Source organism: Bradyrhizobium sp. CCBAU 45389 (assembly GCF_028128625.1).
Classification (GTDB): domain Bacteria; phylum Pseudomonadota; class Alphaproteobacteria; order Rhizobiales; family Xanthobacteraceae; genus Bradyrhizobium; species Bradyrhizobium liaoningense_B.
The window spans coordinates 174830-186919 of sequence record NZ_LBIY01000092.1; the positions used below are offsets into that span (position 1 = coordinate 174830).

General features: G+C 59.1%; 11 protein-coding genes. 5 read left to right on the top strand and 6 right to left on the bottom strand.

The annotated features are described in order from the left end of the window. Nucleotides 1-394: 394 nt before the first annotated feature. Nucleotides 395-1414 carry a helix-turn-helix domain-containing protein gene (locus XH79_RS23335; protein WP_271583086.1) on the bottom strand — a complete coding sequence of 340 codons (1020 nt, stop codon included), beginning with the start codon at nt 1412-1414 and terminating at the stop codon, nt 395-397. Nucleotides 1415-1767: 353 nt separating this feature from the next. On the opposite strand from XH79_RS23335, the gene XH79_RS23340 reads away from it, so the two are divergent. The 3 genes from XH79_RS23340 (at nt 1768) to XH79_RS23350 (ending at nt 5463) form a co-directional block, all read left to right on the top strand. Next, a complete protein-coding gene (locus XH79_RS23340; protein WP_271583087.1) occupies nt 1768-3306 on the top strand; it encodes a DUF1254 domain-containing protein in 1539 nt (512 codons plus the stop codon). A 128-nt stretch (nt 3307-3434) separates the two neighbouring features. Next, on the top strand, nt 3435-4916 hold the full coding sequence (locus XH79_RS23345) for a DUF1254 domain-containing protein (RefSeq protein ID WP_333938885.1): 1482 nt from the start codon (nt 3435-3437) through the stop codon (nt 4914-4916). Nucleotides 4917-4974: 58 nt separating this feature from the next. After that, nucleotides 4975-5463: a hypothetical protein gene (locus XH79_RS23350; RefSeq protein ID WP_271583089.1), complete on the top strand. Its 489-nt coding sequence runs from the start codon at nt 4975-4977 to the stop codon at nt 5461-5463. A 720-nt stretch (nt 5464-6183) separates the two neighbouring features. Here XH79_RS23350 and XH79_RS23360 read toward each other — a convergent pair. Further along, nucleotides 6184-6525 (bottom strand): cupin domain-containing protein, encoded by a 342-nt coding sequence (locus XH79_RS23360; protein ID WP_028160489.1) that lies wholly within the window; start codon nt 6523-6525, stop codon nt 6184-6186. A 150-nt stretch (nt 6526-6675) separates the two neighbouring features. Continuing rightward, on the bottom strand, nt 6676-7125 hold the full coding sequence (locus XH79_RS23365) for a DUF4279 domain-containing protein (protein ID WP_333938886.1): 450 nt from the start codon (nt 7123-7125) through the stop codon (nt 6676-6678). A 246-nt stretch (nt 7126-7371) separates the two neighbouring features. Between XH79_RS23365 and XH79_RS23370 the strand changes: the two genes are divergently transcribed. Further along, the gene (locus XH79_RS23370) at nt 7372-8037 is read left to right on the top strand and encodes a CPBP family intramembrane glutamic endopeptidase (RefSeq protein WP_271583090.1); all 666 of its coding nucleotides are present in this window, start codon (nt 7372-7374) and stop codon (nt 8035-8037) included. Between the two features lie 215 nt (nt 8038-8252). On the opposite strand, the gene XH79_RS23375 is transcribed toward XH79_RS23370, so the two are convergent. Further along, nucleotides 8253-8906 carry a nitroreductase family protein gene (locus XH79_RS23375; protein ID WP_271583091.1) on the bottom strand — a complete coding sequence of 218 codons (654 nt, stop codon included), beginning with the start codon at nt 8904-8906 and terminating at the stop codon, nt 8253-8255. A 121-nt stretch (nt 8907-9027) separates the two neighbouring features. Then, nucleotides 9028-9945 carry an NADP-dependent oxidoreductase gene (locus XH79_RS23380; protein WP_271583092.1) on the bottom strand — a complete coding sequence of 306 codons (918 nt, stop codon included), beginning with the start codon at nt 9943-9945 and terminating at the stop codon, nt 9028-9030. 143 nt (nt 9946-10088) lie between these two features. Here XH79_RS23380 and pdxR point away from each other — a divergent pair, with 143 nt between their 5' ends. Further along, nucleotides 10089-11492, top strand: a complete 1404-nt coding sequence (gene pdxR / locus XH79_RS23385; protein ID WP_271583093.1) for a MocR-like pyridoxine biosynthesis transcription factor PdxR — start codon at nt 10089-10091, stop codon at nt 11490-11492. A gap of 162 nt (nt 11493-11654) precedes the next feature. On the opposite strand, the gene XH79_RS23390 is transcribed toward pdxR, so the two are convergent. Further along, nucleotides 11655-11993, bottom strand: coding sequence for a hypothetical protein (locus XH79_RS23390; protein ID WP_271583094.1), 339 nt, complete (start codon nt 11991-11993; stop codon nt 11655-11657). Nucleotides 11994-12090: the final 97 nt, after the last annotated feature.

Consider the following 12090-nt stretch of genomic DNA (forward strand, 5'->3'; position numbering starts at 1 on the left):
AGAACGGATATCCAAGCTGACATCGGCCCAGCTCAAGCCACCATGGCTTCCACAACGCTTGCAGCTGAATTCGTGGATCAATTGGATGTGTGGCGCAGGCAAGGTTGACGCCGCGGGCTGATTGTCTGGCATGACCCATCCTCCAGCGAGGTCGGAGGTATGCCAAAAGTCCGAACATCCAGCCACCTCCGCTGCTGGCCCCAAGCTGAACACCACGTGAGCCGTCGCGATGTCCGCTGTCCGATGGAAGCCGGACGCCGCCCAACCGATAGGCTGAGCCCGCTTTTGATCCAAAGCGGACTTGGGATTGGCTTTGGCAAATGCGGCTTTTGACCGAATCGGGCATGGTGGGCGATCGCGGCGATACTGTAGATACCTGTCCGTACCTGCCACTTTACACTCTTAGGTGCCTGAGCCACTGGTCGAACCCGACGTCGGCATGGTGCAGCTCATTCGTTTGATCTTTCGAGCTGAGTGAGCGTACCTCTCCTGGCGAAATGCCATACTCGCGCTTAAAGGCCCGCCAGAAAGTTTCCTGACATGTGAAACCAAAGCGGGCCGCCACGTCAGCAATGCGGTCGCGATTACCTGCCTCCTCTAGTGTGCGTTTGATGAGGCTTAGACGGCGTCGCAAAATATAGTTATGGACGCCCCCGAGAGACTCGAACAGACGATATAGCGATCGCCGTGAAATACCCAGCGTTTGGCACAGGAAGTCCGGAGTGAGACGGGCAGATCGAAGGCTTTCTTCGATTACTCCCTTGGCACGAAGCAGCATCACCTCCTGCATGGGTGATTGGGCCTCGCGCATGGTTGTTAGGGTTGGCTGTAAACAGGCAATGATGATGTCGAGTGTCGCATTTGCCGCTGCTACGCCATCGCGCTCCGCCATCTCAGGAAGTCGCTTGGCGAGCAGTCCAAGATAGTCAGCGAGTAGTCGGCCCATGCCGAAGCGAAGGTCCACGCCATGCAGACCGTCGAGGTCGCCGATCCTTTCCTGCAACAGTTCGCGGGGAAGAAATACGCAAACCATGGATGATGCTGGTTCGATCGAGCGCATAGGCCGAGCCAGATCAAGGATCTGCACGTCGCCCGAGCTCCCCTCTATCGAGGTGCCATTTGCTTCACCACGATAGCCACCAGACCGATATAACCCGACCTGAATCAGGTCGATGCCCGCAGCACGATTCCGCTTTGGCGAAAGCGAATAGGCCTGCTCGCCCTGCGTTGAATCCGTGATGACAAGATTGCCGATCTGGTACGCATCAACGCTCGCTTCGAAAGAGGCAGGCTGCGATCCGCCAATGCGATCAACGTCGAAGATCACCGAGATAATGTCACGCCACGCATCGAACCGGTCGATGGGCGGCAGATCACTCGTCGAAAAGTGAGTAGTTGGTACTGTGCTTCCCACAACGATCCTCTCTACGAGGAGGGAAGAAGAATGACTTTGGCACAAAACGTCAATCGCTGGCACGAATCGTCAATTGAGCGGCTGCAACTAAAAACCTAATCTTCTCAAAGTTTTCGGGGTGCGGCTTCAAATTTTAGTGTGCCACTCGGCACGCCTTTGAGTTGAACCTCCGAAAGAGGGTGGAGTGGCACCAAAATGTGCGTCAGAGAACGCCAGATATGAGCTCTTCCCGCGTTGGGAATCTCTGTCGAAACGAAGGTTGGAGAGCGTACGCCTGATGAAGTTGAAGTGGGGACATCGCTGCTCGGGATCGTGACCGCGAGATCGAGCTCAAAAGCCACAAAGGAACTGCCATGACGAAGCCGATTAACGAACTTGTCGCTACCCGTCGCGACGCGCTGAAGAGCGGCATAGGTGCAACGTCATTCGCTGCCTTGCTCACCAGATCGGCCTCTCCTGTTACAATGTCCGCCACCGTGGTCGGAGTGACAACCACGGCGTCTGAGGCTCAACAAGCCTGCTCTACTGCGTCCGACGTGAGTTTGCCTGCGACCGGCGTTGTGATGGTACCGGACTATGCAAGAGCTGTCGCTCAGATGGCGTATATCTGGGGCTGGCCGATGATCAACATGATCAATCGAAGGGCTGCTATCACACAGGCACCGCAGCCGGGTCACCTCAACGGCGTTCTGCCGGCAGCGCCGCGAGGTCAGATTGCAATGCTTGCCGACTACATCGAGCCGTCTGAAACGTTCGTGACCTGTCCCAATCAGGACGTAGTGTACGGTCTCGGATTCTTTTCGCTTGATGAGGAGCCGGTGGTCATTCAGGTACCGGACTTTGGCGACCGCTTCTGGGTCTACGCGCTATACGACGCCCGCACCGACCAGTTTGGCCACGTCGGTAAGCCCTACAACTCCAAGCCGGGATTCTATCTGCTTGCTGGCCCGAACTGGAAGGGTCTCAAGCCATCCGGTATCACGGAGGTCGTCCGCTGCTCAACGTCGCTTGCCAATGCCATTCCACGCGTGTTCCAGGACGACACGTCTGAAGACAAAAAGGCGATCCAGTCAGTCATTAACCAGATCGTTGCTTACCCACTGAAGGACTTCACCGGCAAGATGAAGACGATTGAATGGAGCAAGGTGCCGAATATTCCCGGACCAAAATCAAGCGGCGAAGAGACGAAGTGGGTCATCCCGGAGAAGTTCTTCGACCAGTTCGATGAGGTGCTTGATATCGTCGATCCCTTGCCGGGCGAGGAAGCGATGTACGGACAGTTCCGGCTACTGCTCGACACGGCGTCAAAAGACCCCGAGCTGAAGAAGGTGCTCGTCGCAACGGCTATCGATACTGAAGAGAAGGTTATCAAGAGCTTCTTCCAGTGGAAGCATAACGGGCGGCCTGCCGGCAACGGATGGAATCGCTCGACCAACAATGCGCAGTTCGGCGTTGACTACTTCAATCGGACGGGAACGGCAAAGTCGAACATGTTCGACAACCGGCCTACCGAGACGCAATACTTCTACACCGACAACGACGGCGCGGGCGCTGAGCTCAAGGGCAGCAGCTCCTACGAAATCACGCTCGCCAAAGGGCAGGAGCCGCCCGTCAACGGCTTCTGGTCGCTCACGCTTTACAACGACAAGCATCTATTCCACGCAAATAATCTCAAACGGTATTCACTGGGCACCAAGAACAAGAACCTCAAGCGCAACGCAGACGGGTCACTCACACTCTACGCCGGCGGGAAGTCACCCGGAGCGGACAAGGAAACAAACTGGCTTCCCGCACCGGACGGAACCTTCTCTCTCTACATCCGCGCTTATTGGGGCAAGGAGGGCATCCTCGACGAGTCATGGACGCCGCCAGTCATCAAGAAGACGGCGTAACGACGCGACTTCCCACCACAAACAAGTGTATCGGAAATCGGTGCGGCGACGCCTATCTCTTCATCGTATTCGATTGAAGAGTGATCTGAGCCGCATTGCACTCTCCTTCAATTGAGTGAGAAAATGCAATGAAGATCAAAAGCTCAATCCTGATATCTGCCATTGTGTTCTCGTCATTGTGCATGCCCGCGTTGGCGCAACAGGATCAGGCGGTACCGCCTCTGGTCAAACAGCTCAACAACGGAAACTGGCTCCCGCAGAAGGAAGCGGAGGATTTGCGCGACGAACTGTATTACCAGCGCGCCGTTCACGCTTACATGACGATGCTGCCCGCGCTCAACACGATCGGAATGAAGGACGGGTCCGAGGCGACATTCGGCAAGGGCTACAATGTCCTGCCGATCTGGAAGGACCGGATGGACGCGCGCACTTGGGTGCCGACGCCCAATGCCGACGTCATCTATTCCATGAGCTATCTCGACCTGAAGGAAACCGGCCCGCTCGTCGTTGCAGCGCCCGCAAACGTCATTGGCATGTTTACCGATTTCTTCCAACGCACCATCACCGATGTAGGGCTGATCGGACCAGACCGTGCGCGGGGTGGCCTCTACCTGCTGTTGCCGCCGGACTATAGCGGCGAGATCCCACAGGGCTACTTCGCGTTCAAATCGCAAACCTACAATGTCCTGCTCTTCTTCCGCACCGTCATGAAGAAGGGCGAAAACGCACCGGACCCGAAGGAAGCCGTCGCTGCTGCAGAGCAGACCCGCGTCTACCCGCTGTGGACGCCGGAGAAGGACGTCAAGCCGATGCAGTTTCCAAATGCGAGCGGCAAGCGCGTCAACATGATGTATCCTGTCGACAATGCGTTTTGGACCAAGCTCAAGGCGTTCATCGACTACGAACCGGCTTCCGCCATCGATCCGGAGCTGCGCGGGGTGCTCGCCTCGATAGGCATGGTCAAGGGCCAGGCGTTCAATCCTGACCAGAAGCAGCAAGCGCTGCTGCAAAAGGCGGTCGAGACCGCCCCAAGGATGATTTTGGCCATGCGCCAGCTCGGTCGACCGGACCAGCGAGACCGCTACTATAAAGACCGGCAGTACCTAAATACGTGGGCATCCGGAACGGCCGAATGGCTTCAGGACGGCTATCTCGACGTCAACCAGCGCGCCAGCTATTTCCAGATCGCGTTCTCGACGGCGTCCGCGATGGTGATGAGGACAATCGGTGCGGGATCGAAATACCCGTTCACACTAAAGGATGCGAACGGCGACTTCCTCACGGGCTCGAACACGTACAAGCTACACTTGCCGCCAAATCCACCGGCCGCTCTCTTCTGGGCCGTCACCGCCTACAACATCACCGACGGCACGATGGTCGAAGCGCCCCAGCTCCTGCCCTCGATCAACAGCCTCGGCAAGGTCGCGACGAACGGCGACGGGTCGATCGACATCTGGTTCGGTCCAGCAAAGCCGGCGGACGCTCCTGCCACGAACTATATCCAGACCGTCAGTGGGCGGAATTTCTTGGCAGCCGTACGCCTCTACGGCACCGGCGTCGAGTTCTTTGACCAGAGTTGGAAGCCGGACGACGTCGTGAAGGTGAAGTGAGGATCGATCTATCAAAAAAGGTCATGGCCGAAGCTGTGCCCCCTTTTCGCAAATCGTCATGACCGCTTCTGGCCCCAGGCTGATCACCACGAGAGCCGTCGCGGGTATCGAACTCGTCGATCTGAACCAGCCGGCGGTGGGTTTGCAGAGCGTGGATGTCGGCGTCCTTCCAAAGTTCAAACGCGAATTGCAACTTATGGAACTTGAGGCGGCGCGCGATGCAGGTGTCGATGCACTGGTCGCGATCTATCATTCCGATCATCGCGAACTGTGCGCGCACGAGCGCGACTGGCCATTCCGCATCATAAATATCCTTGAAGTGGTTGGCGAAAGCATGGGCCTGCATCGGCACGATCGCTACAAAGAGCTCAAGATCATGCAGGACGCCGACCAGATCGTCGCCGACTGTAGCGACCTGATCGCAAAGCACTCGCTTGATCCTAACAATGCGCGTGACGTCGTGGTGAAGGTGCTGCTTGGCGATCAGCCGCTTCCCCTGAGGGGCGCGCTCCCAGAGTCGCGCGCGGGGGGTGTGGCGCCGTCGTAGCAGCTTGACGTCGCCTATTGGCCCATCAGCGAAGTGACGGGACACTCATTGAGGCCCGCGTCCGCCCCAAGAGTTTCACTAACTCGGCGGGTTGCTGGTAGCAGCGCTGACGAGTGTCTTTGTTCCATTGGATGGAACCATCGCACTCTTCGAAGGTGCGCGAAACATTTCCCATCCCTGTAACTTAAGTTAATCGTGGGGCCCAATCGAAAAGGTCGCGATATGGAACCGACCAATCGAATATCGGACCACATCGACCATAAGACTGCCCGGTCGATCTGTGACGAGGTGGGTGAGAGATTGCAACAGAACTTATCTCGCGAAGTCTCGCCTCTGCCGCCCTACCTCGAACGTCTAGTCGATGAATTGCGCAAACAGGAGCGTCATCCAATTGATGGCGTCTCAGCGCCCGCTAACCGTTTCCTTCATGCGACGCGGCGGGTAGTCGCGGCCGTCTGAGCGCATAAAGAAGAAAGCTCGCCGTTCCAAACCGAGCGGCGGCTTTTCCGCTAATCTTGTCGCTGAGGCATTCCAGGCTTGAGCCGCGCCGGACGCCACGAGGGCGTGCCCGCTCGCCGGGGCTGACCGGAAGTCATGGCGGGAGGACTGAACCGACGCGATTGACCCAAAGCGGTCCTCATCCACGGCGGTGCATCACCGCGCGCGGATGCGGACCAATAGACTGTCTCCGCACTCGGCTGATCCGATTGCGATAAGCGCTCACTCGAAATGGACGGCGAGCCAGACCGTTGGCTGTTGCGGCTCCGTCCACTCGACGCGATGGCGTTTCCTTGCAGGGATGAAGACGTAATCCCCCACGCCCAGCGATCGCGCGGCAAGCTCATCTTCGAACTGCAATGTGGCGCGCCCTTTCAGCACGATCACCCACTCGTTCCACGCCTGATCATACCAGAAGCCCGGCGGACTCGTTTGCCCCTGCGATATGATGCGCTCGATCTTCAACCCAGGCCGCGCGAGGATTTCGCTGAACGTCTCTTCCCCTATGTTGGCGGCCGAAACATCCGCCACATCCGCGAATAGATTGCCTGGCTGGATTGTCATCGATATTTCCCACGCCTTTCCAGAGCCGAATGACCTACAGCCCCACGTAGCGCCCCATTCAGGTCCGTTCAACGGGGCATAGCGGACTGGATTTGCTCACGTTGAGTTCTTCGCATTTTGACCCGGAGCGGACATTACGTCGACCGTTAGCTATTCTTGAAGACCTGCAAAACATTCGATTGCCAGTGACAAATCGAGGTCCACAAGCCGCGCAAGCGTCTCGCTAGATAATTCGTCCGCGAGGAAACCTTCCATGAATTGAATGACGATGCTTGCCTTCCCGCCGCCCGACTTGACGTCAGCAAAGAACGCCTTGTGAGGTCTCAGCTTGTCGATCAGCCTCGACACTTCAGACGCAAACCACTGATCTTCGATGACGTGCTCCATGCTACGTCGCCATCGCGTGTCAGCATTAGTCCCAGGAAGGGGCGTGCCCCTTGGTGTTCTCCGGGGAGCGCCGACGCGATGAGCGACGTCCGCCTCCATTCCTAGGGCTATACTAATTTCTTCCGGGACCAACGTCGGATGAACAATGAATAGTCCGAGAAAGAACCGGTAGGTTGGGACGCTGGAGGATTGTTCGGCCACGGCAAGCTCCACATACTGCGCGCCTTGCTTAATTGAGGGCGGCTGGAAATGTCAATTTCCGGTTGTGGCCCATAGCTTCGGTTGACGCGGTGCAGCTACATGTCGGCTAACGGCAGGCAGAGCGGAAGCTTGCTGCTGAGCGCCAAACCAGCGCCTTTGACCCTAAGCGGTCATCAGAGGCGGACAACCAACGATACCGGCATGGACGCTTCGTTCCAACTGTCTTAGGTTCAAGCCGCAGGTAATCTACAGGCGAGCATGCAAGAACGCTTCTCCGGCGATTCTAAAGAGCGCGCGAATAATCGCTCCATTACGCAACCGTTAATATGGTGGTTCGTTCTAGCCCTTATGGCGCTAGTTGCGTCACAAGTCATGCGGCTGCATCAGCATCAAGCGCTAAATTGGCTTCTCTGGGACTATGCGGGACGGATCACTGCTCTCACCATTTTGGCGGCAGCGCCTTCTGCTCGGATCGCTGCATTTCGAACAGGTGAACGTCAAATTTCACTTTTTGAGATTGTCCTTTGGATCGTCGGAATTTGCTTGCTAGATCGCTTTGTCCAGTTGCCGCGATCTCTCCTCAATGCGGCATTCCCTACAACCGTTCTCGGCGCATATCCGCACCCGACCGGATGGCTAAAAGCGTTCGATCTTTTTTTTGGCTTAACCTTGGTAGCTATCAGCGAAGAAGTCATATTTCGCCGATACATCCGGCTAGCATTCCGGCCTTATCTGGGTGACGGCATCTTTGCCGTTCTCACTACGTCAGTTTTGTTCGGCGCAATTCATTGGTGGGCCGGCCTTGGTAATGTCCTTTCTGCGGCTACTGTTGGCCTTTTCCTCATGTTAATGCTGCGGCGGTCGGGTGTGCTATGGCCGGTGGCACTCGCGCATTACCTGCTAGATTTGATCAATTTCGCCTAACGCGCCTTGCAGGTTCGGAAGTCTTACGACTGCCCCTGGCCCAACTCAGTGCATTGGCAAGGCGCGCTCATGCGTCGCTATCCGAGGCAGAGCGGACCTCATGCGCGCCTCGGATTTGACGCCGGTTCCTGAGATGAGGTTGAGCATTCGTGGCTCGCGAGTTCATTGGCCTGCAGCCCGAACCCGCGTCGCCCCGTTAAGAACGGACTCCGCAACTATGCGAATTCCAACACATCAGCCACCGGACGACGCGGCTTCTGCGGCCAGTTTCCCGAACGCATCGCCCCCACGGATAACAGCATGACCGGCACTTCGTCCGCGGCCAGTACGAACTCGCGGACCACTGCTTCGGCATCGAAACCGATCATCGGGGTCGAACCCAGGCCCAGCGAGCCGGCCGCATAGATCATCGCCGCCGCGCCGAAGGTGCCGGAGCGGATTGCTTCATCGCGCTGGCGCTGCGGATACGCCATATACAGATCGCGCGCGGGAATTTCCCAATCCGGCACCATCTTTGCCGGCATGATGCCCGCTTCCACCAGCGGTGCCAAGCGCGCCGGTATTACGCTGGAATCGGCCAACTGGCCACAAACGATGAAGGTAACGGCTGCTTCAGTGATCGCGGGCTGATGCCAGGCGATCGGATGCAACCGAGCCTTGGCTTCGGGCGTGCGTACGGCGATGAAGCGCCAGTTCTGCAAGTGGAAGGATGTCGGCGCCGTGGTGCCGATTCGCACCAGCTCGCGAATTTGGTCGTCGCTCAAGGTCGCAGCAGGGTCGTAATACTTGGCGGCGCTACGGCTCAGGATGGATTCGATGACGGCGTTGGTCATCGTGATTCCGTCAATCGAGGTGATTCCGTCGGTCATGGGGATTCCTGTGGGAAGGGATAGGTTGAAGTAGAGGCATGTTTTCGCCGAATGCGGCGCGCGCGGGGTGGCCGCCCCGGACAGCGCCGGCCGGTCGCGTGCGTCAACGGGCATGCGTCGCTCAGGCACGAACGCGGATGATCGTCTTCCCCTTGCGTCGCTTGGTCGGGTTTAAGGCGGGGACGGCATCGTCGAGGGTCGAGACGTTATCGATGTTTATCCGCAGTCGTCCGTCCCGCACCCGCTGCACGATCTCACTCAGTTGGGCACGATCGGGCTCGACGACGAAGTCGACCGCGAGGCCGCCGTCGGGCCGCGCCTCGACCGGCCCGACGATGGACACCAAGGTTCCTCCGGCTCGAACCAGGCGCGCGGACCGCTTCCCGACGTCGCCGCCGATGACATCGAAAACCAGATCGACTCCGCCGACGCCCTCCATGGCGTCGCTGTCGAGGTCGACGAACTCTTTCGCGCCGAAGTCGAGCACCGCCTGACGGTCGGCGGCGCGTCCGGTGCCGATGACGTGGGCACCGAACTCTCGCGCGAGCTGCGTCGCCATCGAACCGACTGCGCCGGCCGCACCGTGCACGAGTACGCGCTGCCCGGCCTGAAGACGACCGTGCTGGAACAGTCCCTGCCACGCGGTGAGGCCCGAGATCGGCAGACTCGCGCCCACCGTGAAATCGACATCGCCTGGAAGCGGCGCAAGGTTGCGGGCCTCGATGGCTACATACTCCGCCAGGGTGCCGTCACGATACCAGTCGGCGAGTCCGATCACTCGCTGTCCCACCGAAAGCCCTGTCGTGCCGTAGTCGAGAGCGGTGACCACTCCGGCCAGCTCATGGCCGGGGATCGACGGTGTCCGGTCACGGTCGAGGCGATCGGTCCAGGTCGAGGGCCACGACAGCTCGGTCGCGACGAATCCCGACGCATGAACCTGAACGATGACGTCGTTTATCGCTGCCTGCGGCTCTGGCCGCTCCACCAGCTTCATCCCGGCGGTTCCTGCCGCCTGGTCAGTCACAACGATTGCCTTCATGATAATTTTCTCCTCGGTCGACCCGGTTCCCACTCAAGCAGAGGGATCGAGATCGCGCTGGTCGCTGGTGTCGCCGAATAGATGCGTTGTGCCCGGTCATAAAACAGTACCAAGATTGATGATTTCGGCTGTACCATCACGCGATGGCTGTGCTCCCCATCCGACTCGATCGTGCGAGAACGACTCCGCTGGCTGCACAGATTTACTCGGCGATCCGCGAGGGCATCGAGAACGGACGGCTCGCCTCTGGCGCACGGTTACCCTCTTGGCAGGATCTGGCCGCTCAACTCGGCGTCTCCCGCGGCACCGTCCGTGTGGCTTACGAGCGTCTCATCGCGGAGCAATTCGCGATCGGTCTCGGGCCGGCAGGAACGCGCGTGGCCGAGCGGCCGTCCCGATCTCCGGTGCCCGACTGGCCGCCTGACGCGGAGCCTCTCCCGGAACTCTTCTACGAATTCGGAAGCGCGCCGCTGGTATTTCAGATGGGCGTGCCCGCTCAAGATGCCTTCCCGTTCAAGCTGTGGTCGCGCATCCTCACTCGTGAGACCCGGCGGGCCGCGGCGGCGCCGGTGACGTATCCAGATCCGCGTGGTGATCCGGAGCTGCGAAAGGAGGTCGCGGCTTACTTGGGGCTGGCCCGCGGCATCAGCTGCAATCCCTCTCAGGTGCTCATAACGGGTGGATTCTCCGGTGCCCTCGGTCTCGCGATCCGAGGGCTTCAACTTGGAAGCATGGGAGCTTGGATCGAGGATCCGGGCTTTCCACTCACTCGCACCGCACTCGGCCTGGCTGGCATGGCTGTGACGGCTGTCCCGGTCGATGCGGAGGGACTAAATGTTGCCGCTGGTGTCCAGACCGCCGCCGGAGCGAAATTGGCCGTTGTGACACCGGGTCAACAGGCGCCGCTCGGGATGACGATGTCGCTGTCACGGCGTCTTGCACTGCTCGACTGGGCTCGGCAAAGCGACGCCTGGATCATCGAGGACGATTACCTTAGCGAACTGCAGCTGGAAGGACGGGCGGCTCCAGCCCTCGCATCTCTCGACCATGGAGGACGCGTGCTTCACATAGGCAGTTTCAGTAAAACGATTAGCCCTTCGCTGCGCCTGGGTTTCATGGTCGTACCGTCGGGACTGAGTCGTCGGTTCGCTGAGCTGGCTGCTTCCCTGGCGCCGGCGCCGGCTGCGGGCATGCAGCGCGCTGTGGCGGAATTCCTAAGGGACGGTCACTATCTTCGCCATCTGCGCCGCATGAAGCGGCTTTATGCCGCCCGACGAGAGAGCTTGCTTCGTTGCCTGCGAGAAATGGCACCAGACTCGATAAAAGTGCGGGCGACCGCCGGTCTTGCGGTGGTTATCTCCCTTCCCAAATCTGCGTCAGACGTAGATATCGCTTCACGTGCGCGAGAGTTTGGCCTCGCGCCGCGCCCGATGTCGGTGTGGTGCATGCAAGCTCCCCGGCAGCAGGGACTATTGCTCTGTGTGACCAATCTCAACGAAAGGCGATTGCCGGCGGACTGTCGCCGGCTGTTGGAATTGGCGCGATAGCAAAAGCGGACTTCGCGTGCGCCTTGAATGGCCGCCGGTTTGAGTCCCGCACCCTGGAATCACAATTTCAGACTGTGGCACTACGGCGCGAACGACACGCTCGGGTTAGTTGACCTTCACCGGCACGGCTTTGTCGGGAACTCCCGATGGACGCGGCAATTGTCAGCCTGCCAGTTCGACGGCGGTACACAGCGATGGCTCCGCCAAACGGCTCGCTTGCGAGGCAAAATCCTCGAACGCTGTGACCGCATCTCTCATGTTATGACAGCCGCGACTGTCGCGTGACGCATGAACGCTGAGGTCGAACAGCTCGATCCAGAACAACGGGCTCTCGGGCAAGCCCGCTCCCAGCGCTTCGAACATGCTGATCTCGCAGTCCCCGACACGTTCGAGCGCAACCACCCGCGAGCCATGGGCGATATTGGGAAGTCCGAGCAACTTTCCGTACCCTCGCAATATCTTCACGTTGATGGGCGGCGCGACGCCGTCACTGCTGGACATCAAGGCCATCGTAGCTTTCGGGGAAAGGGGCTGCCCCGAGAACGCAAGACCAGTCTCGGGGCAGACAAGCGATTTAAGTCACACGCCCCCCGGTTTC

Coding starts and splice junctions, on each gene's coding strand:
- XH79_RS23340 (WP_271583087.1), top strand. CDS start 1,768: ATGACGAAGCCGATTAACGAACTTGTCGCTACCCGTCGCGACGCGCTG.
- XH79_RS23345 (WP_333938885.1), top strand. CDS start 3,435: ATGAAGATCAAAAGCTCAATCCTGATATCTGCCATTGTGTTCTCGTCA.
- XH79_RS23350 (WP_271583089.1), top strand. CDS start 4,975: ATGACCGCTTCTGGCCCCAGGCTGATCACCACGAGAGCCGTCGCGGGT.
- XH79_RS23360 (WP_028160489.1), bottom strand. CDS start 6,525: ATGACAATCCAGCCAGGCAATCTATTCGCGGATGTGGCGGATGTTTCG.
- XH79_RS23370 (WP_271583090.1), top strand. CDS start 7,372: ATGCAAGAACGCTTCTCCGGCGATTCTAAAGAGCGCGCGAATAATCGC.
- XH79_RS23375 (WP_271583091.1), bottom strand. CDS start 8,906: ATGACCGACGGAATCACCTCGATTGACGGAATCACGATGACCAACGCC.
- XH79_RS23380 (WP_271583092.1), bottom strand. CDS start 9,945: ATGAAGGCAATCGTTGTGACTGACCAGGCGGCAGGAACCGCCGGGATG.
- pdxR (WP_271583093.1), top strand. CDS start 10,089: ATGGCTGTGCTCCCCATCCGACTCGATCGTGCGAGAACGACTCCGCTG.
- XH79_RS23390 (WP_271583094.1), bottom strand. CDS start 11,993: ATGTCCAGCAGTGACGGCGTCGCGCCGCCCATCAACGTGAAGATATTG.